Here is a 25231-nt window from a genome sequence, read left to right as displayed (position 1 = left end):
GTTGAAACCAACATGGTGCACTGTCCTCCGCATGAGATTTTTGTTGATTGTCAGGCTGCTGCTATTCGCCGGCCTTCGGGTTATTCGACAGCGTGAATGGCATGCTGCTGGTCGGTTGGTAGCGGGTCAACTGGTCGTAGATCACCAGCACCTTGGTGGCTGCCTGGGCGATCTGCGCATCGTTGAGCGCGCGCACCAGCGCGGTCCCGGTGGGGGCGGTCGCCGTGGCGGTCCAGTTTTTGCCGATCAGGTGAAGCAGGGCATCGAACTCCGCCCGCACTTCCTGTGGAATTTCCTTTCGTTTCATGTGCAGCATGTCGGCGCTGCAGGCATGGGCAAGGCGCTCCCGCTGGTCCCCGGGACCGGCCAGGTATTTCATCGCGCGGCTGAACGTGATCCAGGCGGTAGACATGATGGCGCGTCAATCCGGCCGGCAGCGTTGGCGCGGCATCCGCTTCAGGGTCAGCAGTGCTTGCCGGTCATGAATGCAGACGGTACGGTAGTTAGTGCTGATCAGGCCCTCGTGCTCCAGCGCCAGCAGGGCGCGGGTGGCGGTCTCCAGCGCCATGCCCAGGTAACTGCCCATGTCGCCGCGCGACATCGGCAGATTGAATGTATTGCGTGCGTAGCCCATGTTGGCGAAACGTTCCGACCAGTCCAGCAGAAAGCGGCCGACCCGGGCTTTGGCGCTCAGGCCGCGCCGCTTGCTGATCGACAGTTCGCGCGCCAGCTCGCCGGCCATCACAAAGCACATGCTGCGGCTCAGGCCCACGCACTCGCGACTGAGCAGGGCCAGGGTGTCGAGCGGCAGCACCACCAGTTCGCAGTCCGACAGCGCCGTCACCTCAACCGTATGGTGTCCCGAGGCGATCCCTTCGACCCCCACCAGCGAACCGCGCATGGGAAAGCCGACCACCGTCGGACGCTGCGTGTCGGCTGGCAGCACAGCTTTCAGAAAGCCGGTCTTGACCACGTACAGCTGCCGGCAGGGCTGCCCGGCCAAGTACAGCTGCTGGTCGCGGTGCAGCCGCACGTGGTGCAGACGGAAGTGGTGGTGATGGCGCAGGTCGACGCTCATATTGAGCAACGAACATAGCTCGGCCAGCGACGACGAATACGACGGTGGCGGCGGTGCCGCCCGCGCCGCAGGCAAATGGTCGCTGGTACTGGTCTTCGTATCGAATGAAATTTTCTGCATAGAAAACATTAACATCTCCTGATAATAAACAAACTCGGGGAATGCCAGCTACCGCAATACGGCGCCAAATGAAAGACTATGAGAACGGTGCTGCCGAGTGGTGAAAAAATATTCAGATAAACAAAAATGCAGCAGTGTCAATAGGATAACGCTTAATCAGAGTATCAGACTGGTCTGCTAATAACCGGGAGTTGCGGGTCTTTCTCATAATTTTCCTGATGAAAGTCACAACATCTGCAATATCTGGCGCTGGCGCAGGGATAAAACTACATATGCATGCGTGGCGGGAAATTTAAAAAAGGAATTTTCGGTATGATTTTTAGCTGCTCTGTCGATGATGGCCATCCCGCCGATATGCGGCTGGCGCACTACCTGGCCCGTCATGGGATCAATGCGACGTTTTATCTTCCAATTCACAATACCGAGGGATGGCCGGTGCTGCGGGACGCACAGATGCGTGAGCTGGCGCAGGGCTTCGAAATTGGCTCGCATACGCACGACCATTGTTTCCTGAGCCGCCTGGATGACGGCCAGGCGCAGTTCCAGATCGAACGGGGCAAAACCGCGCTGGAACAAATCCTGGGGCAGGGGGTGGCGGGATTCTGCTATCCCGGCGGAAAATACCGGCCGGCACACGTGCAAATGGTACAGGCGGCCGGTTTTCACTATGCGAGGACCACCAGCAATCTGCATCTGGGGCCCGGCCCGGGGCGCTTCGAACTGGCCACCAGCTGCCAGTTTTATCCGCATGGCCGCGCGGTCTACCTGCGCAACTTTATTCGCGGCGGCCACTGGCAGCGGCGCGCCCCGCTGCTGCTGGACGCGCTGGCGCGCCAGGAGTGGCAAGGCCGGCTGCACGCCATGCTCGATCACGCGCTGGCGCGCGGCGGGGTGTTCCATTTATGGCTTCACAGCATGGATATCGAACGGCTGGCCGCCTGGGAGGCGTTGGACGGCTTGTTGCGGCATGTGGCCGGCACCGTGCCGCCCGGCCAGCGCTGGACCAACGCAGGGTTGGCCGCTCACTATTTCCCAAAAGAAATTTCTGGCTAATTATTGGGCTGAAAAAATACGGATTGGGCGCGCGGTGAAATATTGTCAAAATTTTTTTTAACGGGGAAAAACAAGCTATCACAGCAATTATGATGGTCGTTACAAACTTATTTATTTAAAAATAATATTTTATCCCGGATTTTTTGATATGAAGCGGTTTCTCATAGGGAAGGAATGCAAGGAAGTATTAATAAACAGAATCGTGCAGAGTATAAAAGACATGGAAATAGGAAATTGATCAGGACATTTTGGCATGGAATTATTTCATTTTTTTTAAAGTAAAGATATTCCATGAAAAATTGCTAATCTGAAATTTTTCCTTGTGGATTCAAAATACGCTGACTTAATATTGCCGCACAACAAAAAGGCGGCTACGTCGGAACGTATTTTATTATTTCTACAAGGAAATTTCAAATGATGGATTTGACAATTTTGACACGCCGTAGCGGCGTGACCCTGTCGTCGGCCGCCCTGGCCGCCTTAACGGCATGCGGCGGTGGTGGCACGGCCGGCACGGCCGCTCAGCAGGATCAGCTGCTGGCGGAAACCACCAGCGCGAGCGCGCCGCAGACAGTAAGCGGCGCGGTGGCGCTGGCAACCCTGCCGCAGTCGGTGAACGCCGCCACCTGTGGCTTCAGCGACGTGCAGGCGGCGGTCAAGTCGGCCAGCAGCGGCGTGACGGTGCGGATCCCGGCCGGCAGTTGCAGCTGGGGCACCCAGCAGCTGAATGTACCGGCCGGCGTGTATCTGCGCGGCGCCGGCCAGGATGCCACGGTGATCAGCCGGGTGGGGGCGGTCGGCCGCGACACCTATCTGGTCGCGTACGACTGCTCCAACGGCAAGGTCGCCGATTTCTCGGGCATCACGCTGGTCGGCAACCACAAGGGGTCGATCCAGGACAGCGGCCTCGGCCTGCTGAAAGGCTGCGCCGGCTTCAAGGTGACGGCCTCCACGTTCAAGAATTTCGTCCACGCGGCGATCTACGTTGGCGATGCCGCCAACCAGCGCGGCGTGATCGCGCAAAACCGTTTTGTCGACAACTACAGCGCCGACCTGAAAGACCTGGGCTTCGGCGTGCTGGTGTCGGGCGGCGGCGCCTGGCCGGCGCTGAGCCTGGGCACGGCCAATGCGGTCTACCTGGAAGACAATAGTTTTTCCGGCAATCGTCAAAGCGTGTCGTCGACGAATGGGGCAAGCTATGTGTTCCGGCACAACACCGTTGCCGCAACCGACGCCACGAAAGACTTTTACATGACCGATGTCCAGGGCTTGAGCAGCGCCACTCACGGCACGCGCAGCTATGAGATTTACGCCAACACCTACCAGGCATCCGGCCTCAGCGGCCTGGCCCGCACCGCGATCGGCATCGACGGTGGCGATGGCGTGATCTTCAACAACGTGATCCCGGCCAGCATCAGCCGCGGTGTCGAGATCAGCACCTCGGGTTTCACCTGTGGCAAATATCCGGGCGCCGACCAGGTGCGCTCGCTGTACATCTGGGGCAATACCATCGGCAATACCAGCTACGCCAGTGGCGGCATCGCCAATAACTGCCCGTCGTCGGTGGCGCTGAACCGCGACTACTTCCTCACCACCCGCGCCGGCTACACGCCGTATGCCTATCCGCACCCGGCGCGTGCGGTTGCCAGCCCCGGCCCCGGCACCACCGCGCCGGCCAGCTGCGACTATCCCGACTATGTGTGGGGCAAGAACTATGCAGCCGGCGATATCGTCCGCTACAACAGCAAGTTCTACCAGGCCAGCCACGCCAACCCGGGCTGGGATCCGGTGATCAGCACGTATTTCTGGAGTCCCTACACCTGCACCGCCGGCACCACGCCAACGCCAACGCCTACGCCAACGCCGACGCCGACCCCGACGCCGACGCCGACGCCGACGCCGACGCCGACCCCGCCGGTGACCGCCGACCGCACCGCCAAGAGCTGCAGCTATGCCGACGTCAGCGCCGCGGTGAACACCGCCAGCAAGGGCATGACCGTGGCCATTCCGGCCGGTGACTGCAGCTGGGGCACCCAGCAGCTGAACCTGCCTGCCGGCCTGCACCTGCAAGGCGCAGGGCAGGACAAGACCACCATCCGCCGCGTCGGTTCGGTGCCCAACACCAGCTATCTGGTGGCGATCGATTGCAGCAACGGCGCGGCCGCCGCCTTCTCCGGCATGACGCTGATCGGCAACGGCAACGGCGCCATCCAGGACAAGGGCCTGGGGCTGCTGAACGGCTGCCGCGACTTCCGCGTGTTCGGCTCGACCTTCAAGAACTTCGTGTTCAGCGCCGTGTATGTGGGCGATGCGGCAAACCAGCGCGGCGTCATCTACAACAACAGCTTCATTAACAACTACAGCGCGGACCTGAGGAACCTCGGGTATGGCGTGGTGGTGTACGGTGGCGGCGCGTGGCCGGCGCTGGAGCTGGGCTCGGCCAACGCCGTGTTCGTCGAGAACAATAGCTTCTCGGGCAACCGCCACAACATCGCGTCCAACAACGGCTCGGTCTACGTGTTCCGCTACAACAAGGTGGTGGGCACCGACGCGGCCAAGGACTATGCCATGACCGACGCCCACGGCGTGTCGTCCTCGCCGCGCGGTTCGCGCAGCTACGAGATCTACAACAACGACTACTCGACCAGCATCAGCGGCGGCTTGCAGCGCAGCGCGATCGGCATCCGGGGCGGCGATGGTGTGATCTTCAACAACACCGCAACCGCCACCATCAGCCGCACCATCGAGCTGATGACCGAGGGCTTCAGCTGCGGCACGTATGCCGGCCCGGACCAGATCCGTTCGCTGTACATCTGGAACAACGCCAACAATTCGTCGAATGGCTACACCAGCAACGGCATCGATAACACCTGCCCGTCTTCGATTGGATTGAACCGCGATTACTTCCTCAGCGCCAAGCCCGGCTACACGCCGTTCACCTACCCGCATCCGCTGCGCAACGCCGAGTAGTCAGCGGTGGCGTCCCAGGGTGCCCGGCAAGCGCATGCGCGCGCGCCGGTCGCCCATCAGGGCGCGCAGTTCATCAATGCTGAGGTGGCTCACCTCGTGCATGCGCAGCAGCATTGCCGCCCCGACCCGCAGCCGCTTGTGACGGATCTTGCTGATGGTCGGGGCTTCCACCCCGAGCAGGCGCGACAGGGCAGCGTCATTTTTCAGGCGCAGCCTGGCCACCAGCACATCCAGCAAGCGCGCCGGGCTGTACTCCTGCTCGTCGGGCACGGGCGGCGGTTTCATGGCCGCCTGAGCGGACGCTGGAACAGCATCTGGCGCACCAGGCCCAGCAGGAACAGGCTGTTGCCCACCAGGTAGCGGCCGGCCAGCCGGCGCGGTTCCTTGCCCAGACGGTACAGCCATTCCAGTCCATGCGTCTGCCACCACAACGGCGCGCGCCGCAGCGTGCCGGCGTGGTAGTCGAAGGCGGCGCCGACGCCGATCAGCGGCGCCGCCACCAGCGCGCAGTTGCGCGCCATCCAGCGCTCCTGCTTGGGACAGCCGAGGCTGACAAACACCAGGCCGGCGCCGCTGCCATTGATACGCGCAATATCTGCCAGCTCTTCCTCGCGTGTCGGCGGCCGGAACGGCGGCGCCGCGCTGCCGGCAATGCGCAGGCCCGGGAAATCACGCTGGCAGGCGGCCCCCAGCGCGGCCAGCGTGGCGGGGCTGCTGCCGTAGAAGTACACCGCGATGCCGGCCTGGGCGGCGGCGGCCAGGGCTTTCCACATCAGGTCCGGGCCGTTGATGCGCACCTGCGGCTGGCCGGTAAAATGGCGCACCGCCCACGCCACCGGCGCGCCGTCTGGCGTGGCCAGGTCGGCGCGGTTGAGGATGGCCTGGAATTCGCTGTCGTAGGCGGCGGTGACCACCGAGTGGACATTGCACATGCAGGCGTAGCGGCGGTCACGCTTGCGCCCCCATTCGAGCAGGCGCTGCAGCGCCGCTTCCCAGGTCAGTACATCGATTTTGGTGTGAAGGACAAGTTGGCGTTTACGCAGCATGGCGGGCTCCTGGCAGGGACAACACGTGTTGATAGATGGCGTGCAATAAATCGAAATTGCGCTGGGGCGTGTAGTGCGCCAGATAGCGGGCGCGGGCGGCCCGGCCCATGGCCAGCATGGCGTCCGGGTGGTGCTGGGCCCAGCGGATGGCGTGCGCCAGGTCGGCGGCGTCGCCGGGCCGTACATGCAGGCCGGTGACGCCGTCCTCGACCAGTTCGCCCAATCCGCCGTGGCCGCTGGCAATCACCGGCAGGCCGGCGGCAAAGGCTTCCACCGCCACCAGCCCGAAGGTTTCCAGGCAGGTGCTGGGGGCCACCAGAAAGCTGCTGCTGCGCATCAGCTCGTGCACCTCGGCCGCACTGCGCGCGCCCAGGTAGTCGAGGCGGGCGGCCTGCACGGCGGCAGCCAGCGGCCCGTCGCCCACCACCCGCAGCGGGCCGGCGCTGCGCTCGAGCCGGGCGCTGGCGCTGACCAGCGCGGCCACGCCTTTTTCGGCCGACAGGCGGCCCACGAACAGGCCGCCGTTGCGCGGCTGCGCCGGCGGCGCGCCGTGGTCGGCCACGAAGTTGGGCTTGACGTACAGGCGTTGCGCCGGCAGGCCGCCGGCCAGGTATTGCTGGCGGCTGAACTGGCTCAGCGCGATATATGCCTGCACCCGGTGGCGGTAGCTGCCGAGCAGGCGGTGCGCCACCAGCGCGCCGGCGGCCACGCCCGACTGCAGCAGCGAGTCGCGGTAGCAGCGGTGCGTCACCGCGCGCCACGGCAGCCGGCCGACACAGTCGTGGCAGGGCCGGCCGTCGCGCAGCAGCATGGCCTGCGGGCACAGCAGGCGGAAGTTGTGCAGGGTCTGCACCACCGGGATGCCGTGCGCCGCCGCCGTCCAGTACGGCGCGGCGGAGATCAGCGGGAAGGTGTTGTGGAAGTGGATCAGGTCCGGGCGCTGGGCGCGGCACAGCGCGGCGATCTCGCGCGCCGCGCGCCGCGACCACACCGTTGCCAGCGCCGCCAGCGCGGCGGGCATGTCGCGCAGCTCGTCGTTGCTGCGCTGGTAGACGCGCACCTCGACGCCGTTGGCGCGCAGCAGCGCCGCCTCGGCCTCGGCCACCACGTCTTCGCCACCGCGCAGCTGGTAGCGGTTATGGACGATCAGCACGCGCATGGGCGGGCCTCCTTTCCGTCGGGGCCGGCGCCAGCGGGTTGGCCGCCACCGCCAGATAGCGCTCGGCCAGCAGCCGCGCCGCCGGCGCATTCAGATGATTGCCGTCCTTGTACAGCGCGGTGTTGCCGATCGCGGTCAGGCAGCGCTGCTGGTCGCACATCACGCGCTTGGCGTTGATCACGCGCACCTGCGGCATGGCCGCCTGCAGGCGGTCGATTTCATGGTCCATCGAGCCCTGGGCGGCCTGCACGTCGGCGTAACGGAAGTCGCAGTCGCGGTCGGCCGGCAGCCAGCCGCGCCGGCGGAACAGCACGCAGCGCGACAGGTCGGCGTCGGTCGAGGGATTATCCTTGAACAGCACCAGCGTGGTGCCGCCGCCGGCCAGCGCCTGCGCCACCTGCTGCAGGCGGCGCGCGAACAGGGCTTCCTGCGCGCGGTATTGCCAGCGCCCGGCCAGCACCACGTAGCGGTATTGGCGCGCCAGCACCAGCATGTCGGCGTTGCGGCGCTGGCAGACGGTCGGCGGCGCGCCCGGTTCAGCCAGGTCGAACGGCTCGCAGCTGCCGGCGATGTGGTACACCGCCCGCATGCCGGCCTGGCGCGCCAGCTGATCGACAAACGGCTTGAAATGGTGGGCGTGCGAGTCGCCGTACAGCAGCACGGCTGGCCGCTCGCCGGCCTCGGCCGGCGCGCCAAACCCGCAGTGGCGGCGCAGGTAGGCCGCGGTGATGGTGGCCGCCACGCCGCTGCGCAGCGCGCAGGCGCCGCCGAGGTCGCGCTCGTAGGAATAGCTGGCCAGCAGTTCGCGGGCGTCCGGCGCAAAGCGTTGCGGCGCGCCGTCGGTGGCGTACGAGTACAGGCCGAGCGCCAGGCAGGCGGCGGCCGGCGCCGCATAGTAGCGCAGCATGCTGGCGCGCAGCGGCAGGCGGCGCCGCCGCAGCGGCGCCTCGACGTAGCGCCAGGTCAGCCACGACAGCGCGAAGATCAGCGCCAGCACCGCCAGCCCGGCGCCGCCGTCGAGCGCGATGTGGCGATAGCGCAGCAGCGACAGCACCGGCCAGTGCCACAGGTACAGCGAATACGACATCCGCCCGATGGCCACCAGCGGCGCCCGGCCCAGCTGCGCCGACACCGGATTGGCGCGGGCGCCGCCGTACAGCAGCAGCGCCGCGCCCAGGCACGGCGGCAGCGAATACAGGCCGGGGAAGGGCAGCTCGCGGCGCAACAGCAGCAGCGATGCGGCCAGCAGCAGCAGGCCGGCCAGCGCGGCATAGCCGGCCTGGCGCGGCCCCGGCTGGCGCTGCGCCGGCACGCGCGCGACCAGCGCCCCGAGCAGCAGTTCGTGGGCGCGGTAGGGCAGCAGGAAGTAGCTGCCGACCTGGTCCGCCTGCCACTGCGAGCACAGCAGCGTGACCAGCGCCAGCAGCGCCAGCAGCGGCGTCAGGTAGCGCTGCCAGTGGCGCTGCAGCAGCATCAGCAGCAGCGGATAGGCAAAGTAGAATTGTTCCTCGACCGACAGCGACCAGGTGTGCAGCAAGGGGAACTGCTCGGCGCGCTGGCCGAAGTAGCCCCAGCTCAGCATGGAGAAGAAGATGTTGGAGACGAAGGCCCACGAGGCCGCCAGCGAGGTGGTGTAGAACAGGTAGTCGTCCGGGATCAGCAGGTAGCTGGCCGCCGCCAGCGTGGCCAGGCTCACCAGCGCGTAGGCTGGCAGCAGGCGCATGATGCGGTGCTGGTAGAAGTCGGCCAGGCGCCAGCGCCGCTGCGCGAGCGCGCCGGTGATCAGGCGCGTGATCAGGTAGCCCGAAATCACAAAGAAGGCGTCGACCCCGGCAAACCCGCCCGGCAGCCAGCTAGGCGCCAGGTGGAAGCCGATCACCGCCAGCACCGCCAGCGCGCGCAGGCCGTCGATGTCGGCCCGGTAGGGGCTGCGCTCAGCGGGCTGCATGGCCGGCCTCCGCAAAGGACAGGCCGTGCTCGCGCTGGCGCTGCGGCGGGCGGCAGGCGCCCAGCAGCAGCAGCGCCAGGAAGATCACCCACATCTGGCCGCGCGGCGACACGTACGAGGCTTCGGCCCGGTTGTGCAGCATGTAGGCCAGCACGAACGCCACCGAGTACGGCGCAATGCGCGCCGCCAGCAGGCGCGGCCGCAGCATGCCGGCCGCCCAGTTCAGCATCAGCAGCGCCAGCAGCAGCACCGCCACGCCGCCGCCGTTGACCGCCAGGTCGAGCACGCCGTTGTGGTAGCTCGAATACGGCATGCCGGCCGAGGCGATCAGGTAGGCGTGGTCGTCGAAACTCCAGCCCAGCAGCGGCCGCGCGCCGATGGCCTGGTAGGCGTCGCGCCACACCTCGTCGCGGCCGGTCAGCTGGCTGTTGCGCCCCAGCAGCGCGTACAGCCATTCGAGGTCGACCGCGCCGGCCAGCAATTTGAGCAGCACCAGCAGCATGGCGCCGGCCGCCAGCAGCCGCAGGTACTGCTGGCGGCTGGTGCCGCGCCGCCGCAGCCAGCGCAGGCCCAGCAGCACCAGCAGCACCAGCGCCACGCACACCTTGGAGGTGACGCTGTCGGCGCCGCCGATGGCCAGCAGCGACAGTGCGCAACCGAGCCAGTGGCAGCGCGGCCAGGGCGGCGGGCCGGCGCTGAGCGCGGCCGCATTGGCCCAGAAGGCAGTGAAGCCGAGCCCGCCCAGCGTATTGGGGTGCACGGTCAGGCCCTGCCAGCGGCCCTGCCAGTCGATGGCATAGCCGGGCAGCAGCAGCACGGCCGCCACCTGCAGCGCCATGTTGGCGCCCAGTACCAGCCCCAGCTGCTGCGGCAGGCTGGCCGGCTGGTGGCGGTAGCGCATGGCGGCCGCCAGCGCGATCAGCAGCACGCCGTTGTTGTGCACCACGTTGAGCAGGACTTTTTCCGGCAGATAGCTCCACAGCGCGCTGGCCAGCAGCAGCGCCATCAGCAGCAGCAGCGGCCAGCAGCGCAGCAGCACCGCGGCCACGCTGCGCGGCCGGCTGAGCAGCATGGCGCCGGCCCAGCTGTACAGGCCGCCCAGCAGCAGCAGGTTGCCGAGCGAGCCCAGGGTGCTGGCGCTGGAGGCGGCAGCGGCGGTCTGCTCGGCCACGTCGGCCACCGCCATGACGCGCGCCGGCGCCAGGCTGTAGCTGATCGGCAGGCCGGAGCTGGCCATCAGGATCAGCAGCGGCCACGCGCACCAGCGGTCGGCCAGGCCGCCGGCGCCGGCCGGGGTAAGGTTAAGGCTGTTGGCGCGCATGGTATTCCTCGTAGTCGTAGGGCACCAGGCTGCGCGACAGCTGGCCGGCGGCGCCGGCCAGGCGCAGCGTCAGCTGCACAAACGCCGGATAGCTGGCGCAGCGCAGCAGCGGCGCCAGCGCCAGGCCCGCCAGCAGTTGCAGGGCCTTGCCGCCCAACCACAGCCAGCGGCTGCGGCGCGGGCTGCGCCGCACCACCACCCGGTAGTAGGTCTGCCCGCCGCGGAAGGCGCGCCGGCGCGCCCAGCGCAGTTGCAGGCGCGCCGGCGGCACCGGCTCGCTGGCGCTGGCTTCGGCGCACCAGACCAGGCGCCGGCCGGCCAGGTGCAGGCGATAGAACCAGTCCAGATCTTCGCCGCCGGTCAGGCCGAAATCGGGATCGAACCAGGGGCCGGGCGGGGCCAGCACGCGGCGCCGCAGCAGCACGTTGCCGGCGCCGCCGTAGCGCAGCGCCGCGCCGGTGGCCAGCGGCGGCTTGTGGAAACAGGCGTGGGCCCACGCCGGCGCGTCGGCCGGCAGCACGCTGTCGACCGGGCCGAACACCAGATCGGCGTCGCAGCGCTGGCAGCACGTCAGCAGCGCCGCCAGCCAGCCGGGCGCGGGGGTTTCATCGTCGTCGATGAAGACGATGTAGTCGGCCTTGCTTAAGCGCAGCGCCCGGTTGCGCGCCAGCGCGATGTTCTGTTGCGGCTCGATCTGGTAGAGCAGCGGCAGGCCGCTGTGGGCGGCGCCGGCGCGCGCCGCCGCGCGCGCCGTGCCGTGGCGGTCGTTGTCAATCACGATCAGGCGCACCGCCATGCCGCGCCGGTCCTGCTGCGCCAGCGCGGCCAGCAGCGCGGCCAGCAAGGCCGGCCGGCGATAGGTGGCAATACAGATATCAACCGAGTTCAGTTCGGGCGCCATGAGCGATCTCCTTCCAGATAAGCAGGGCCAGCAAGCCTTCGCCGGCCAGTACGCCGGCAATGGCGCCGGCCGCCTGATAGCGCTGCATCAGCAGCACCGCCGTGCCCACCGCCAGCACTGCGCACGGCAGCGTAATCAGCGTCAGCTGGCGGAACTTCATTTGCGTCTGCAACAACAGGGCGCCGCAGCTGCGGCCCACCTGGAACAGCAGCACCAGGCACCACACCGCCACCAGCAGCGGCAGCTGCGGCACGCTGTAGCCCAGCAGCAGCGGCGCCAGCCAGCCCAGGCAGGACAGCAGCAGCAGCGCGTACAGCGCCGCCAGCAGCACCATCGCCAGCGCCAGCCGGGTGGCCAGGCGGCGCATGCGGCGCGGGTCGCTGGCGCGCAGCGCCGCCAGCCGCGGCAGCGCAATCTTGTTTACCGCCGGCACCAGGAAGGTGAACGGCGAGATGAACAGGCGGCTCAGGTTGGCCAGCCCGGCGCCGGCCGGTCCCAGCATGGCGGCCAGGGTGTAGGTCGCGCTTTGCGCCTGCACCCAGCTGATGGCCATCCCGCCCAGCGACCAGCCGCCGTGGCCGCGCGCGCTGCGCCAGTGGCAGCGCAACTGCGGCAGCGGCTGGCGCCAGGCCAGCGGCGCGCTCAGGTAGGCCAGCGCGGCGCCCAGCGCATTGCCGCCGGCGTACAGCAGCAGCACGCCGGCCGCGTCCGGCGCCATGCCGGCCCCATGCAGCAGCGCCAGCCCGCCCGCCACCACCACCAGCGCGGCGGCATTGACCAGCAGCGCCGCGCGCTCGTGGTGGCGGATGTAGGCGTAGGTGATGAAAAATTCGCCGCACAGCATCAGCGCTGCCGCCACCGCCACCGGCGCTGCCAGCCCCGCATACGGGCTGGCAGCGTCCCAGCGCCACAGCGCGGCGGCGCTGGCGGCGCCGGCCAGCAGCAGCACGCTGCCCAGCAGCAGGATGCCGGCCAGCACCCGCCCGGCATAGGCCGCCTGCACGGCGGACGGCTGGCCGGCCATGCTGACGGTCATCTGGGTCAGCAGCAGGGCGTTGCCGACGCCGAGGTACAGCATGCACAGGCCGTAGCAGATGCCGTACAGCCCGAATTCGGCCAGCGCCAGGCTGCGCGCCAGGTACACCCCGACCACGAAATTGGCGCCGCTGCCCAGCAGCTGATTGGCCAGGCTCAGCAGCAGCGGCGCGCGCAGCGCCGCCAGGGCAGGGAGGCGCGGGCGGCGCTCGCGGGTGGTCGACACGGCGGCCCGGCCTCAGTAGGGCGCACGCATGTCGGCGTAGGCATGGGCCAGCGACGGCGCCGGCTGGAACTGGCCGCGCAGCCGGTGCGAGACCGGGTCCAGCGCCCGCGCCTGCTGCTGGCGGCTGCCGGCCTGCTCGGCGCGCAGGAAGCTGTGGTAGGTCTCCTGCAGGCCGCGCGCCAGGGTGACGCTGGCGCGCCAGCCCAGCTTGTTCAGGCTGGCGGTGTCGAGCAGCTTGCGCGGCGTGCCGTCCGGCCGGCTGAGGTCGAATACCAGGCGGCCGCCGTAGCCGACGATCTGCGCGATCATCTGCGCCAGCGCGGCGATGCTGACTTCCTCGCCGCTGCCGATGTTCAGGTGCGACACCATCGGCTTGGTGACGCTGCGGTAGCGGTCCTCGCTGACGTTCATCACGTGCAGGCAGGCGTTGGCCAGGTCGTCCACATACAGGAATTCGCGGCGCGCCTCGCCGGTGCCCCAGATCAGCACCTCCTTGGCGCCGCTGTGGCGGGCGTCGTGCAGGCGCCGGATCAGGCCCGGGATCACGTGGCTGTTCTCGGCATGGTAGTTGTCGCCCGGGCCGTACAGATTGGTCGGCATGACGCTGCGGAAGCGGGTGCCGTACTGGCGGTTGTAGCTTTCGCAGATCTTGATGCCGGCGATCTTGGCAATCGCGTACGGTTCGTTGGTCGGCTCCAGCGCGCCGTGCAGCAGCGCCGATTCGTGGATCGGCTGCGGCGCCAGCCGCGGGTAGATGCACGACGAGCCGAGGAACAGCAGCTTCTGGGTGCCGTGGCGCCACGCTTCGTGGATCACGTTGGCCTCGATGGCCATGTTCGAATAAATGAACTCGGCGGGATAGCTGTTGTTGGCGTGGATGCCGCCGACGGTGGCGGCGGCCAGGTAGACCACGTCGATCGATTCGCGCTTGAACAGCGCGCGCACCTGGGCCTGGTCGGTCAGGTCGAGCTGCTCGTGCGAGCAGGTCAGCAGATTGACATAGCCCTGGCGGCGCAGGGCGCGCACGATGGACGAGCCGACCAGCCCTCGGTGGCCGGCGACGAAGATGCGTTGGCTGAGCGGGTTCATGCGAGATTCTCCCGGTGGACGGCAGCGGGCGCGCTGGCGGGCGCCGCGGCCATGGCCAGCGCCAGGTCGGCCTGCACCATGCCGCGCACCAGCTGCGCAAAGCTGTGCTGCGGCGTCCAGCCCAGTTGCAGGCGCGCCCGGCTGGCGTCGCCGAGCAGGGTGGCCACTTCGGTCGGGCGGAACAGCGCCGGGTCGATCTGCACCACCAGCTGGCCGCAGCGGCAGTGCGCGGCCGCGGCCGAGCCGGCCTGCAGCGCGGCAATGTGGGCGCGTTCGTGCAAGCCGGTGCCGGACCATGCCAGCGTGATGCCCAGTTCATGGGCGGCGCAATCGACAAAGTGGCGCACGCTGTAATGCACGCCGGTGGCGATCACGTAATCGCGCGCATCGGGCTGCTGCAGCATCAGCCATTGCATCGCCACGTAGTCGCGTGCATGGCCCCAGTCGCGCAGCGCGGCCAGGTTGCCCAGGCGCAGCGTGGCCGGCTGGCCGCAGGCGATGCGCGCCAGCGCCAGGGTGATCTTGCGCGTCACGAATTCGTTGCCGCGGCGCGGCGATTCGTGGTTGAACAGGATGCCGTTGCAGGCGTAGATGCCATACGCCTCGCGGTAATTGACGGTGATCCAGTAGGCATACAGCTTGGCCGCCGCGTACGGGCTGCGCGGCGCGAACGGCGTGTCCTCCGCCTGCGGCGAGGCCTGGGCCTGGCCATACAGCTCCGAGGTGGAGGCCTGGTAGAAGCGGGTGCGGTGGGTCAGCCCCAGCGTGCGGATGGCCTCCAGCAGCCGCAGCGGACCGAGCGCGTCGGTCTGGGCGGTGTACTCGGGCACCTCGAACGAGCAGGCGACGTGGCTCTGGGCGGCCAGGTTGTAGACCTCGTCGGGCCGCACGGCCGCCATGATGCGCATCAGCGCGGCGGCGTCGGTCAGGTCGCCGTCGTGCAGGAACAGGCGGCCGCCGGCGGCGTCGCTGCTGCCCAGCAGGTGGTCGATGCGGCTGGTGTTGGGACTGGAGCTGCGCCGCACGATGCCGTGCACCACATAGCCCTTGTCGAGCAGCAGTTCGGTCAGGTAAGAGCCGTCCTGGCCGGTGATGCCGGTGATCAGCGCCACCTTGGCAGCGTGCGGCTGCGGCATTGCGCGCTCCAGCGCGGATAGTGCGGGCTTGTCATTCATCTGGGGCTCCTGGTGATGTCATGGTTAATAAACGTTGTTGCCGGTCCAGCCCTTGCAGGCTGTCCACAGCACGATGCGCAGGTCCAGCCAAAGCGACCAGTGCTGCAGGTAATACAGGTCCAGCTGCACCCGCCGGATCATCTTGTCGAGCGTGTCGGTCTCACCGCGCGCGCCGTTGATCTGGGCCCAGCCGGTGATGCCGGGCTTGGCGCGGTGGCGCACCATGTAGACGTCGAGCTGGCGGCAGTACAGCTCGGTGTGCGGGACTGCGTGCGGGCGCGGACCGACCACCGACATGTCGCCCAGCAGCACGTTGAAAAACTGCGGCAGCTCGTCGAGGCTGGTACGCCGCAGCCAGCGCCCGAGCCGGGTCACGCGCGGGTCGTCGCGGCCGGCCTGTTGCAGGGTCGGGCTGTCGGCGTGGCGGTGCATGCTGCGGAACTTGTAGAGCCTGAACTGGCGCCCGTTGAGGCCGATGCGCGGCTGGACGAACAGCGCCGGCCCCGGCGTCTCGCAGCGGATGGCCAGGCCGATCAGCAGCAGCAGCGGCGCCAGCAGCAGCAGCGCCAGCAGCGCGAAGACCTTGTCGAACAGGTATTTCTGCAGCTGGCCGGCGGCGCTGGCTTTCATGCAGTTCAGGTCCAGCACCGGGAAGTCGTACAGCGTGCTGCCGCTGACGTTGAGCACCTGCAGGTCGCGCAGGTCCTGCAGCCAGCGGATGTGCACCAGGGTATTGCGCAGCAGATGCTGCAGGCGGGCGATGGCGGCGGCGTCGCTGAGCGGCAGCACGATCCAGATCTGGTCGATCGCGTGGCTGCCGACGTAGGCCGGCACCTGGCTGCTGCGCGCGATCTGCTCGACCCCGGCCGCGGCCGGCGCACTGGCGCCGTCGGTCAGGCACAGCGCGGTGATCTGGTAGGGCCCGGCGCCGGCCTGGCGGTGGCGCTGGTACAGCGTCTGGCTGGCGCCGGCCTGGCCGATCACCAGCACCCGCGCCGGGCTCAGGCCGGCGCCGCGCGCGGCCATGTGCAGCCCCCACATCAGCGGCAGCGCCAGCAGCAGCCACTGTCCCAGCCACAGCAGCGTGGCGCGTGGCGACTGCTCCAGCACCAGGCCGGCCAGCAGGGACCCGGCCAGCAGGCACAGCCAGGTTGCCAGCAGCCGCGCCAGCAGCGCGCGCGGTGCGCCCGGCAAGTCCAGCCGGTACAGGCCGCACTGCGGCAGCAGCGCCGCGCCCAGCGCCACGCACAGCGGCAGCCAGGCCGGCGCCGGCGCCGCCATCGTGCCCAGGAGCTGCCAGCGGCTGGCGCCCAGGCCGGCCAGCGTCAGCAGCGCGAGGTCGCCCAGGCGCAGCGCAAAGCTGAGCCGTTCGGTATCGTTGAGTAAGGGGATGCGCATGGTGTCGGGACTGTCGTTAGTGGAGCGAGGCCTCGCTGGGCGTGGCGGCCGTGGCCACCGGCCGCCGCAGCTCGGCGGCCAGGTGGTCGGCCAGCCGCAGCGCCAGCGCGGTCAGGGTGATGGTCGGGAAGTTGGCGCCGGCCGTGGGGAACAGCGAGCTGCCGGCCAGGTACAGGTTGCGCATGCCGTGCACGCGGCAGTCGGCATCGGCCACGCCGTGGCGCGGCGAGCGGTGCATGCGGGTGGTGCCCATGTGATGCCAGGTGCCTTCCGGTTCCAGGCTGGACGGCCAGGGGCCGCCTTCCAGCGTCGGCCCCAGCGTCACCTTGGCCACGCCGTCGCGTTCCAGTTCGGCGCCGATGATGGCCAGCGTGCGGTCGAAGGTGCGCTGGACATTGCTGCCGAGGCGCCAGTCGACCTGCACCCGGCGCATGCCCAGCGCGTCGTGCTCGGTGGCCGACAGCGTCACCCGGCTGTCGGGATCGGGCTGCGGCTCGACGATGGCCTGGAAGCGCACCTCGCGCACCAGCCAGCGCGGCTGCAGCAGGCGGGTCATGCCGTAGCCCAGCGTGTCTAGCGGATGGCGCACCATCAGCGCGGCGTCGGCCAGCGGCTGCCAGTCCGGCTGGTCCTTGCTGAGCGCGGCCTGCTTGTAGCGGAACAGGGCGGCGGCGGCCGGGCTGCCTTCGCCCGGGAAGGTCGAGGAAAACCAGACGCGGGCGTTGAGCAAGCCTTCGCTGGCCTGGGTGGCCTCGCTCAGCGCCAGCTGGGCCGCGACGCGGGTGGCGCCGACCGCCACCGCCGTGTTCTGGTAGTGGTACTTGATGTCATACAGTTTGTTGCGGCGCCACTCCGGCAGCCAGGCCAGCTGCCCGGACAGGATGCGCGGATGGTCCATGAAGTAGCGGCCGACCAGGTCGTTGCCGTTGCCCAGCCCGCCCGGCTGGACATCGTCGGACGCCAGCAGCAGGCGCGCATTTTCGATGCCGCCGGCCGCCAGCACGTAATAGCGGGCGCGCACCTGCAGGCGGCGCCCGCACAGGGTGCGCGCCTCGACTTGCTCGAGCTGGTGCGCCGGGCGGGCGGCGGCCAGGTGGGTGGCGTTGGCCCACAGGTAGACCCGCACCTGGCGCGCGCGCTGCAGGTCCTGGCGGTAGGCGGCGCCAAAGCGCACCGGCGCGCTGAACTGCGAAATCGTGTCGCGCACCTTGCCGCTGCGCAGCGGCAGGCGCCGCACGTCGGCACGGCCGATGGCGTCGACCCAGTATTGCGGCACGTAGTTGTACGGCCCCAGTTGCAACACCGCGTGCGCGCGCAGGTAGTACGGCGCCAGTGCTTCCGGCCCGAACGGCCAGCCACTGTGCGGGATCCAGCGCCGCTGCTGGAAATCCCAGGGATCGAGCGGCCGGCACCAGCCGCCCCAGCAGTTGCTGCTGCCGCCGAGGAAACGGCTGCGGCAGCCGTCGGCAAAGCGGTAGGGCAGGCCGAGGTCGGCGCCGCGGTAGAGGTCGCGGGTGGCGTCGTCGGCGTGGAAACCGCCGCTTTCCAGCAGGCAGGTGGCGATGCCGAGGCGCTCCATCTCCAGCGCGATGGTGAGGCCGGCCACGCCGCCGCCGACGATGCAGACGGTGGTGTCGACCTGGGTGAGCGGGCCAAGCTGGCGCGTATCGATGAACATGGCAATCTTTCGTGAGGAGGGGACGGTGGCGGCGTCGGCAGCGCGTCAGCGCGGCGCCAGGCGCTGGCGCCAGCGCCGCAGCAGCGTGTAGGCTTGCCACACGGTGCGCACGCCGGCGCGCTCGCTGTGGCGCGCGGCGTGCAGCCAGACCAGCAGGCGGCGCTGCTGCGCCCGCCACCAGCTGCGCAGCCACAGGCCGCCGTGGGCCAGCAGCGCGCGCCGCGAGCGGTACAGCTGCAGCTGGTCGAGCTGGCGCAGCTGGCCGAGGAACAGGCGCTTGTAGTCGTAGCGCCCCCACAGGAAGTGGAATTCCTTGCCGCCGCGCTCGATGCAGGCGCTGATGGTCCAGTAGCAGCACATGAAACCCAGGCTGTAGCGGTCGTACTCGGGCGCGTGCGCCAGCACCACCAGGAAGAAGTTGTCGCCGACCCGGTAGCTGATGGCGCCGGCGCAGACCTTGCCGTCGATGGTCAGCAGCGCCACCAGGCCGCAGTGGCGCGCCAGGTTTTGCAGGCGCTCGGTTTCGGCGCGGTCGATGATCGAGCGCCGCTGCTTGCCGGCCATGCGCGCATGGTTGAGCGCGATCACGGCGTCGATCTGCGCGGGGTCGACCTCGCTGCCCAGGCGGACGGTGAAACGGCAGCCGGGCAGTCCGCGCTCCACGCTCTGGCCGTAGCGCCGCACGTTGCGGCGGGTGTTCTTGCTCAGGCTGTCGGTATAGGCGGCCACGCTGGCGGGCAGCGCCACCACCGTGTCTTCCAGGTAGTCGTACTGCTGGCTCGGGTAGCGGTAGCGGTGGTGCGCGGCCTGCACCGCGCGCAGGCTGATCACCTGCGCTGCCGCGAACTCGGCAAACACATAGTCGGCGAAGTCCTGGATCTCGGCTGCGCTGACCGCAATCACCTCGTTGTACAGCGTGGCCACGCCGTGCTGCAGGCTGAAGATGAACAGCGTGCGCAGTTCGCCGCGCTGGTACACGGCGTAGGTGTGGGCCGCGCCCAGGTCGCGGCTGGTACGGAACTGCGGCAGCGAGGCAAACAGGTTGCCATACAGCCGTTCCAGCGCCGGACCGACCCAGTCGGGCACCTGGTTGTGCCAGCAGCGGACGTGGTGCTCGCGCACGGCCAGCAGCGGCGGGAGGGAGGGAGCGGACATGTGCATTCCAATCAGGTCAGGGGGCTAGCCGGCCAGCGCCGGCAGCGCCGGCGCCGGCAGGCGCGGAGAGGCGGCGTGGCGCAGCCGCAGGTCGTTGAACAGCACCCCTTGCGGGGCGACCCCGGCATGGTTCAGGCGCTTGACCGACTCATTCAGTTCGTCGTCGCTGGTGTGGCCGGCGCGCGCCACGATGAACACGGCGCCGGCGTGGCTGCCCAGCACCAGCGCGTCCGATACCGCCAGCAGCGGCGGCACGTCGAGCAGCACGTAGTCCCAGTCGAGCGAGGCCAGCGCCAGCAGCGCGCCGACGTTGGGGTGCAGCAGAAATTCCGCCGGGTTGGGCGGCAGGGCGCCGGTCGTCAGCAGTTGCAGGTGGCCGATGCCGGTCTCGCGCACCGCTTGCTGCAGGGGCAGGCTGGCGCCGATCACCTCGCTCAGGCCGGCGCCGCGCGGCTGCCCGAAATAGCAGTGCAGCTGGCCGCCGCGCAGGTCGGCATCGATCAGCAGCACGCGCTTGCCGCTGGAGGCCAGCACCGCGGCGAAATTGGCGCAGATGAAGGACTTGCCCAGCAGCGCGGTGGCGCCGCAGATCTGCACCACGTTGTTGCGCTGGCGCGGCATGCTGACCTGCAGCGTGGTGCGGAAGCAGCGCAGGCTTTCCACCGCCGGGTCGCCCGGCGCCAGCGCCGCCAGCAGCGGCAGCGCCGCGCGCCCGGCCTTGGCCGCGTGCTGGCGGTAGCGCTCCTGCGCCGCGCTGTGCGGGATGTTGGCGTACACCACGCGCGCGCCCAGCAATTGCTCGATGGCGCGGGCGCTCTGGATGCCCTTGACCAGCAGGCGCTGCAGCACCACCACCGCCAGCCCGAGGCACAGCCCCGCCGCCGCCGCGACCGCCATGATGGTGCCGCGGTGCGGCCGGGCCGGCGCTTCGGGCAGCATCGGCAAGTCGATCAGGCGCACGTTGCTGACCTTGCCAGCCTTCACCAGCCGCAACTGCTGCGCCGAGTTCAGCAGCGCGCTGTAGAGCTCGGTATTGACCTTGACTTCGCGGTTCAGGCGCAGCAATTCCTGTTCAAGGATGGGCAGCTTGCGGATCTGCTGGTTGACGCGGGCGCTCTCGCGGTCCAGCTGGCCAAGTTGCTGGTCGAGCGCTTCGACCAGCGGGTGGGCGGCGGTGAAGCTGACCAGCAGTTCGTTGCGCTTCTGGCGCAACTCCAGCTGGCGCGCGGTGACCGCCGCCAGTTGCTGCAGGCTGAGCTTGCTTTCCTCGGCCAGGTCCACGGTGCCGCTCTGGTGGCGGAAGCGGTAGAACGCGCTTTCCGACTGGTCCAGCCGCTGCTTGATGTCGGGCAGCTGCTTTTCCAGGAAGGCCAGCGAATTTTCCGCCTCCTCCAGCTTGCGGGTGACGTTCTGGTGAATGTACTCGCGGCCGATGGCGCTCAGGGTGTCGTACGTGCTCTTGGCGTCCGGCCCGCTCATGGTGACGCTGATCAGGCCCGACTGCTTGCCGATCTCGGCCACCAGCAGCGCCTTTTGCACCTGCTCGATGGCCGCCAGTTTGGGCACGTAGCGCAGCGAAAATTCGGTGCCGGGTTTGGCCGCCAGCTGTTCAATGGTCAGCAGCAGCTGGCCCTGCGGCAGGGTCAGGGTCAGCGGCACGCCGGTCTGGCCGTGGACGTCGATGCCGGACTGAGCGTGCAGCAGGCGGTAGTCGCGGCCGGGGCCGGCGATCACGCGGAAGTGGCTGTTCTGCAGTGCCTCCGGCACGTAGAAGCGGGTGATGTCGATCGCTTCCGCGCCCCAGGCGTAGCCGCCGTAGCCGAACAGGCCGGGCGCGGACAGGCCGCGGCGGTAGCGCGCGATGGCGGCGCCGACCAGCGGCAGGTAGACCGGGTGGGCGTCGATGTACAGGCCGAGGCTGTCGACCGACTTGGCAATCACCATGCGCGACTTGATCAGCTCCATTTCCGAGATGGCGGCCGCCTTGACGTCGAACATGGAGGAAATCTCGCCGATCATATTTTTGGTATTGTTGTTGGGCAGGTCCTCTTCCACGTGGATCAGCATGGTGGCCTCGTAGACCGGCGCCACCAGCAGCGCGTACACGCCGCCGCAGAACAGACACAGCGACAAGATCCAGGCCATGCGCCAGCGCTGCTCGACGAGGATGTCGAGGTAGCCGGTCAGCTCGATCTCGGCCTCGTAGGGCGGCAGCGGCGCCGCCGCCTGCAGGCTGGCGGGGGCGGGCAGGGCGCGCTGGGACAGCGGGCGGTCCATCATTGCTTCCCGGCGCTGACGGCCGACGTCAGCGCGCCGGGGATGATCAGACTGAGCGTGCGGTGCCAGTGCGCCAGCCCGGTGGCGTCGATGAACACCAGGTCGCGCGGCGCCAGTTCAAAACTTTCGGCCAGCGCCAGCGCGCCGGTGTCGCGCGCATCCAGCTGGTACAGCTCGATGGTGTCCTGGCGGCGCCGCACCACGAACACCCGCCGCGCATCGCCGCTCAGCGGATTGATGCCGCCGGCTTCGCCGATCGCCTCGTTCAGCGACAGGCGGCCGCTGTGCATCAGCAGCGCCTTGGGCGTGACCACCTCGCCGCTGACAAACACCTTGCTCTCGTCCAGCGCCGTCACGCGCAGCACGTCGCCGCTGCGCATCAGCAGGTGGTTCGGGTCCTCGCCGTGCTGCACCAGCAGCGGCAGGTCGATATGATAGCGATGGCCGTCGCGCAGCAACCACAGCTGGCTCTGGTCGCCCGCTGCGGTGATGCCGCCGGCGCGATTGATCGCTTCGGTCACCGTCATCGGCAGGTCGTTGATCGCCTGCACGCCCGGTTGCTTGACTTCGCCGTCGACATAGATGCGCTGGCTGCGGAAGGCTTGCACATGCAGCTTGACGCTGGGCCGCTGCAGGTATTTGGCCAGCCGTTCCGTCAACAGCGCCCGCGCCTGCGCCACGGTCAGCCCTTGCAGCACCAGTTCGCCCACCAGGGGAAACTGGATGGCGCCGGCGGCGTTGAGCAGGAAGCCCTGCTGCGCGGCGGCGTTCTGTTCGTCCGCCACGGCGCCCGGCGCGGCGGCGGCCGGCACCGACATGGTGAGGTCCGCGTTCTTGTAGACGCTGATGGCCAGCAGGTCGCCCGGCCCCAGCGTGTAGGCGGAGGGCGCGGTGCGCAGCGCGGCCAGGTCGTCGCCGCCGCGTTGCTTGCGCGCGCTGCGCTGCTCGGCGATCAGGGCGGCCGTAATCAGGACCGGCTTGGCCGGCAGGTCGGCGCGCCCGGTGCTATCGGACAGGGCGCTGCGGTTGGCGCAGCCGGCCATCAACAGGCTGCCGCAAATCATCAGCAGGCCCGGCAGTTGCAGGCGGCAGTGGCGCGGGTTGGACATCGACATGGGCGGCTCCTTGCATCAGGTTGGACTCAGGTTAAGCGGCCCGGCCGCGCCATCTTTGTTGATTGTCATAACACCCATGCGCAGCGCCAAAATAAGCCAGCCGCTGTTGCGCCGGAGCGCGATCGCCGGCATTTATGACAGTAAGCAAACCGGCGCTGCGGAATGGGTATTCAATGGCCGATGTCGCGGCCGCTGGTCCGCTCTTTCCTGGAACCTTCCCATGCTGAAAATTGCGATTGTCACCAACACGCTGGCGCCTTACCGCACCCCGGTGTTTTCCGCGCTGGCCGCCATGCCGGGCATCGAGGTCCACGTGTTCAGCTGCGTCGAGCGCGAGCCGAACCGGCAGTGGGACTATGCGCCGCTGCGCACCGGCCAGACCACGCTGCAGCGCTGCTTCGTGGTCTGGCGCCAGCGCTACATCCACAGCAACCTCGACGTGTTAAGCGGCCTGCACCGCTACAATCCGGACGTGGTGGTGACCGACGGCTTCAATCCGACCCACCTGTATGCGTTTGCCTACTGCCGGCTGCGCGCCGTCGCCCACGTGGCGATGACCGACGGCACGCTGGCGTCGGAGCAAACGCTGACGCTGCTGCACCGCTGGGTGCGGCGCTGGGTGTACGCGCGCTCGCAAGCCTTTGTCGCGGCCAGCGCCGGCGGCCAGGCCTTGTATGACGCCTATGGCGTGCCGCACGCGCAGCGCTTCACCTCCTGCCTGGCGATTGACAACCAGGCCTTTGCGCGGGCGGCGGCGGCGCCGCAGTTCGACCTGCTGTTTTGCGGCCGGCTGGAAGCGGTCAAGCGGCCGCAGTTCGTGCTGCAGATGGCGCTGGCGCTGGCCACGCGCAGCGGCCGGCAAGTGAGCGTGCTGATGGTCGGCAGCGGCTCGCAGATGGCGGCGCTCAAGGCCGAGGCCGCCCGCCATGCCGACCGTGTGGCCGTGACCTTCGCCGGCTTTGCCAGCCAGCACGCGCTGCCGGCGCTGTACCGCAGCGCGCGCCTGTTCGTCATGCCGACCAGCTGGGAACCGTGGGGCGTGGTGTTCAACGAGGCCTGTGCCGCCGGGCTGCCGATCCTGACCACGCCGGCCGCCGGCGCGGTGGGCGAACTGGTGCTGGACGGCGAGAATGGTTATGTCGACCAGCCCGACGCCGGCCGCTGGGCCGCGCGCGCCGCCAGCCTGCTCGATGACGATGCCGCCTACCGGCGCTTTGCGGCGCGTTCGCAGCAACTGGTGGCCGGCTATACCTACGCGCATGCGGCGCAGGGCCTGCAGCAGGCATGCCGCCGCGCGTGGCAGCGCCAGCAGGCCAGCGCGCCGCAGGACGGCAATTACCGCTCGCGCCCGCGGGTCCTGATCGTCGAGCGCCAACTGCTGCACTACCGGGTCGGCATCTATGAGCGCCTGCGCGAACTGCTGGCGGCCCAGGGCATGGAGCTGCAATTGCTGGTCGGCGAGGGCACGCCGGCCGAAAAGCTCAAGCGCAACGACGCGCATCTGGACTGGGTGGTGTCGATCCCGACCCATTACCTGCTCAACGGCCGTCTATGCTGGCAGCCGTATGGCCGCTACGCGCGCGGCGCCGACATCGTGATCGTCATGCACGAGAACAAAATCCTGTACAACCTGTGGCTGATGTTCGTGCGGCGCCCGGCGCGGCTGGCATTCTGGGGCCACGGCGCCAACCTGCAGTCGGCGCGTCCCCAAGGCTGGAAGGAACGCTTCAAGCGCTGGACCGTCCGCCGCGCCGATTGGTGGTTCGCCTACACCGATCTGAGCGCGTCGCTGATCGCGGCCGCCGGCTTTCCGCCGGACCGCACCACCGTGGTCCGCAACGCCATCGACACCACCGCCATGACGGCCTTGTGCCAGGGCATCGATAGCCAGACGCTGGCGGCGCGGCGGCAGCAGCTGGGCCTGAGCGACGGGCCGGTGGCCATCTATCTGGGCTCGCTGTACAAGGAAAAACGCCTGGACTTCCTGCTGGCGGCGGCGCTGGAAGTGCGGCGCCAGATCCCCGGCTTCCAGCTGCTGGTGGTCGGTGCCGGGCCCGAACAGGGGCTGATCGACCAAGCCGCTGACAGCCACCGCTGGATTCATGTCCTGGGCGCCTTGCACGAGCAGGACAAGGCGCTCGCCTTGCGCCTGGCCGACGTCATGCTCAATCCCGGCCTGGTCGGGCTGGGCATCCTCGATTCGTTTGCCAGCGGCACGCCGATGTTCACCACCGACTGCGGCTTGCATTCGCCCGAGATCGCCTACCTTGAAAACGGCGTGAACGGGGTCATGACGGTCAATGACAGCGTGGCGTTTGCGGCTGAAATCGTGCACACCTTATCGGCGCCGGACAAGCTGTCGCGCTTGCGTGCCGGGGCGCGGCGCAGCGCCGCCGACTATACGCTCGATGAGATGGCGCGGCGCCTGAGCGGCGGCATTGGCGCGGCCCTGGCCAGCCTGTAGCGGCGAGCGTGGAGCTGGCGACG

19 protein-coding genes are annotated in these 25231 nt (G+C 68.7%); 3 read left to right on the top strand and 16 right to left on the bottom strand.

Annotated elements, in window-relative coordinates:
• Window positions 1-61: 61 nt before the first annotated feature.
• Complete coding sequence (locus BMZ70_RS06820; RefSeq protein ID WP_130300876.1) at window positions 62-307, bottom strand: hypothetical protein; 246 nt, start codon at window positions 305-307, stop codon at window positions 62-64.
• 114 nt (window positions 308-421) lie between these two features.
• A complete protein-coding gene (locus tag BMZ70_RS06815; protein ID WP_165403507.1) occupies window positions 422-1198 on the bottom strand; it encodes a Crp/Fnr family transcriptional regulator in 777 nt (258 codons plus the stop codon).
• 276 nt (window positions 1199-1474) lie between these two features.
• Between BMZ70_RS06815 and BMZ70_RS06810 the strand changes: the two genes are divergently transcribed.
• Window positions 1475-2251, top strand: a complete 777-nt coding sequence (locus BMZ70_RS06810; protein WP_092271516.1) for a polysaccharide deacetylase family protein — start codon at window positions 1475-1477, stop codon at window positions 2249-2251.
• A 414-nt stretch (window positions 2252-2665) separates the two neighbouring features.
• Window positions 2666-5221, top strand: a complete 2556-nt coding sequence (locus BMZ70_RS28295; RefSeq protein ID WP_165403451.1) for a hypothetical protein — start codon at window positions 2666-2668, stop codon at window positions 5219-5221.
• Here BMZ70_RS28295 and BMZ70_RS06805 read toward each other — a convergent pair whose 3' ends face one another.
• Genes BMZ70_RS06805 through BMZ70_RS06745 form a run of 14 tightly spaced genes read right to left on the bottom strand, consistent with a single transcriptional unit; the run spans window position 5222 to window position 22744 of the window.
• Window positions 5222-5506: a hypothetical protein gene (locus BMZ70_RS06805; protein WP_092271514.1), complete on the bottom strand. Its 285-nt coding sequence runs from the start codon at window positions 5504-5506 to the stop codon at window positions 5222-5224.
• The gene (locus BMZ70_RS06800) at window positions 5503-6267 is read right to left on the bottom strand and encodes a WecB/TagA/CpsF family glycosyltransferase (protein ID WP_092271512.1); all 765 of its coding nucleotides are present in this window, start codon (window positions 6265-6267) and stop codon (window positions 5503-5505) included. Before BMZ70_RS06800 ends, BMZ70_RS06805 begins: the two co-directional genes overlap by 4 nt.
• Entirely contained in the window at window positions 6257-7426 is a 1170-nt protein-coding gene (locus BMZ70_RS06795; RefSeq protein WP_092277632.1) for a glycosyltransferase family 4 protein, read from the bottom strand. Before BMZ70_RS06795 ends, BMZ70_RS06800 begins: the two co-directional genes overlap by 11 nt.
• A complete protein-coding gene (locus BMZ70_RS06790; RefSeq protein WP_092271510.1) occupies window positions 7404-9374 on the bottom strand; it encodes an acyltransferase family protein in 1971 nt (656 codons plus the stop codon). The genes BMZ70_RS06795 and BMZ70_RS06790 overlap by 23 nt, the downstream gene beginning before the upstream one ends.
• Entirely contained in the window at window positions 9361-10695 is a 1335-nt protein-coding gene (locus BMZ70_RS06785) for an O-antigen ligase family protein (protein ID WP_092271508.1), read from the bottom strand. The genes BMZ70_RS06790 and BMZ70_RS06785 overlap by 14 nt, the downstream gene beginning before the upstream one ends.
• Window positions 10676-11596, bottom strand: a complete 921-nt coding sequence (locus BMZ70_RS06780; RefSeq protein WP_092271506.1) for a glycosyltransferase family 2 protein — start codon at window positions 11594-11596, stop codon at window positions 10676-10678. Before BMZ70_RS06780 ends, BMZ70_RS06785 begins: the two co-directional genes overlap by 20 nt.
• The gene (locus BMZ70_RS27915) at window positions 11571-12857 is read right to left on the bottom strand and encodes a polysaccharide biosynthesis protein (RefSeq protein WP_130300878.1); all 1287 of its coding nucleotides are present in this window, start codon (window positions 12855-12857) and stop codon (window positions 11571-11573) included. Before BMZ70_RS27915 ends, BMZ70_RS06780 begins: the two co-directional genes overlap by 26 nt.
• A gap of 12 nt (window positions 12858-12869) precedes the next feature.
• On the bottom strand, window positions 12870-13946 hold the full coding sequence (locus BMZ70_RS06775) for a GDP-L-fucose synthase family protein (protein WP_092271504.1): 1077 nt from the start codon (window positions 13944-13946) through the stop codon (window positions 12870-12872).
• On the bottom strand, window positions 13943-15121 hold the full coding sequence (gene gmd / locus BMZ70_RS06770; protein WP_092271502.1) for a GDP-mannose 4,6-dehydratase: 1179 nt from the start codon (window positions 15119-15121) through the stop codon (window positions 13943-13945). The genes BMZ70_RS06775 and gmd overlap by 4 nt, the downstream gene beginning before the upstream one ends.
• A gap of 24 nt (window positions 15122-15145) precedes the next feature.
• A complete protein-coding gene (locus BMZ70_RS06765; protein WP_092271500.1) occupies window positions 15146-16519 on the bottom strand; it encodes an undecaprenyl-phosphate glucose phosphotransferase in 1374 nt (457 codons plus the stop codon).
• Between the two features lie 16 nt (window positions 16520-16535).
• Window positions 16536-18197, bottom strand: coding sequence for an FAD-dependent oxidoreductase (locus BMZ70_RS06760; RefSeq protein ID WP_092271498.1), 1662 nt, complete (start codon window positions 18195-18197; stop codon window positions 16536-16538).
• Window positions 18198-18242: 45 nt separating this feature from the next.
• The gene (locus BMZ70_RS06755) at window positions 18243-19352 is read right to left on the bottom strand and encodes a GNAT family N-acetyltransferase (RefSeq protein WP_165403508.1); all 1110 of its coding nucleotides are present in this window, start codon (window positions 19350-19352) and stop codon (window positions 18243-18245) included.
• Window positions 19353-19376: 24 nt separating this feature from the next.
• On the bottom strand, window positions 19377-21632 hold the full coding sequence (locus BMZ70_RS06750) for a polysaccharide biosynthesis tyrosine autokinase (RefSeq protein WP_092271494.1): 2256 nt from the start codon (window positions 21630-21632) through the stop codon (window positions 19377-19379).
• Window positions 21629-22744 carry a polysaccharide biosynthesis/export family protein gene (locus BMZ70_RS06745; RefSeq protein ID WP_229205322.1) on the bottom strand — a complete coding sequence of 372 codons (1116 nt, stop codon included), beginning with the start codon at window positions 22742-22744 and terminating at the stop codon, window positions 21629-21631. The genes BMZ70_RS06750 and BMZ70_RS06745 overlap by 4 nt, the downstream gene beginning before the upstream one ends.
• Window positions 22745-22964: 220 nt before the next feature.
• Between BMZ70_RS06745 and BMZ70_RS06740 the strand changes: the two genes are divergently transcribed.
• Window positions 22965-25208, top strand: a complete 2244-nt coding sequence (locus BMZ70_RS06740) for a glycosyltransferase family 4 protein (protein WP_092271492.1) — start codon at window positions 22965-22967, stop codon at window positions 25206-25208.
• Window positions 25209-25231: the final 23 nt, after the last annotated feature.

Origin of the sequence: Duganella sp. CF402 (assembly GCF_900109645.1) — a bacterium.
GTDB lineage: Bacteria > Pseudomonadota > Gammaproteobacteria > Burkholderiales > Burkholderiaceae_D > Rugamonas.
The sequence above is the reverse complement of the archived record's forward strand: the minus strand, read 5'-3'. Positions and strand labels throughout refer to the sequence as shown.

Coding starts and splice junctions, on each gene's coding strand:
- BMZ70_RS06810 (WP_092271516.1), top strand. CDS start 1,475: ATGCGTGGCGGGAAATTTAAAAAAGGAATTTTCGGTATGATTTTTAGC.
- BMZ70_RS06800 (WP_092271512.1), bottom strand. CDS start 6,267: ATGCTGCGTAAACGCCAACTTGTCCTTCACACCAAAATCGATGTACTG.
- BMZ70_RS06750 (WP_092271494.1), bottom strand. CDS start 21,632: ATGATGGACCGCCCGCTGTCCCAGCGCGCCCTGCCCGCCCCCGCCAGC.
- BMZ70_RS28295 (WP_165403451.1), top strand. CDS start 2,666: ATGATGGATTTGACAATTTTGACACGCCGTAGCGGCGTGACCCTGTCG.
- BMZ70_RS06775 (WP_092271504.1), bottom strand. CDS start 13,946: ATGAACCCGCTCAGCCAACGCATCTTCGTCGCCGGCCACCGAGGGCTG.
- BMZ70_RS06795 (WP_092277632.1), bottom strand. CDS start 7,426: ATGCGCGTGCTGATCGTCCATAACCGCTACCAGCTGCGCGGTGGCGAA.
- BMZ70_RS06740 (WP_092271492.1), top strand. CDS start 22,965: ATGCTGAAAATTGCGATTGTCACCAACACGCTGGCGCCTTACCGCACC.
- BMZ70_RS06760 (WP_092271498.1), bottom strand. CDS start 18,197: ATGTTCATCGATACGCGCCAGCTTGGCCCGCTCACCCAGGTCGACACC.
- BMZ70_RS06785 (WP_092271508.1), bottom strand. CDS start 10,695: ATGCGCGCCAACAGCCTTAACCTTACCCCGGCCGGCGCCGGCGGCCTG.
- BMZ70_RS06755 (WP_165403508.1), bottom strand. CDS start 19,352: ATGTCCGCTCCCTCCCTCCCGCCGCTGCTGGCCGTGCGCGAGCACCAC.
- BMZ70_RS06745 (WP_229205322.1), bottom strand. CDS start 22,744: ATGTCGATGTCCAACCCGCGCCACTGCCGCCTGCAACTGCCGGGCCTG.
- BMZ70_RS06765 (WP_092271500.1), bottom strand. CDS start 16,519: ATGCGCATCCCCTTACTCAACGATACCGAACGGCTCAGCTTTGCGCTG.
- BMZ70_RS06790 (WP_092271510.1), bottom strand. CDS start 9,374: ATGCAGCCCGCTGAGCGCAGCCCCTACCGGGCCGACATCGACGGCCTG.
- BMZ70_RS06820 (WP_130300876.1), bottom strand. CDS start 307: ATGAAACGAAAGGAAATTCCACAGGAAGTGCGGGCGGAGTTCGATGCC.
- BMZ70_RS06805 (WP_092271514.1), bottom strand. CDS start 5,506: ATGAAACCGCCGCCCGTGCCCGACGAGCAGGAGTACAGCCCGGCGCGC.
- gmd (WP_092271502.1), bottom strand. CDS start 15,121: ATGAATGACAAGCCCGCACTATCCGCGCTGGAGCGCGCAATGCCGCAG.
- BMZ70_RS06815 (WP_165403507.1), bottom strand. CDS start 1,198: ATGCAGAAAATTTCATTCGATACGAAGACCAGTACCAGCGACCATTTG.
- BMZ70_RS06780 (WP_092271506.1), bottom strand. CDS start 11,596: ATGGCGCCCGAACTGAACTCGGTTGATATCTGTATTGCCACCTATCGC.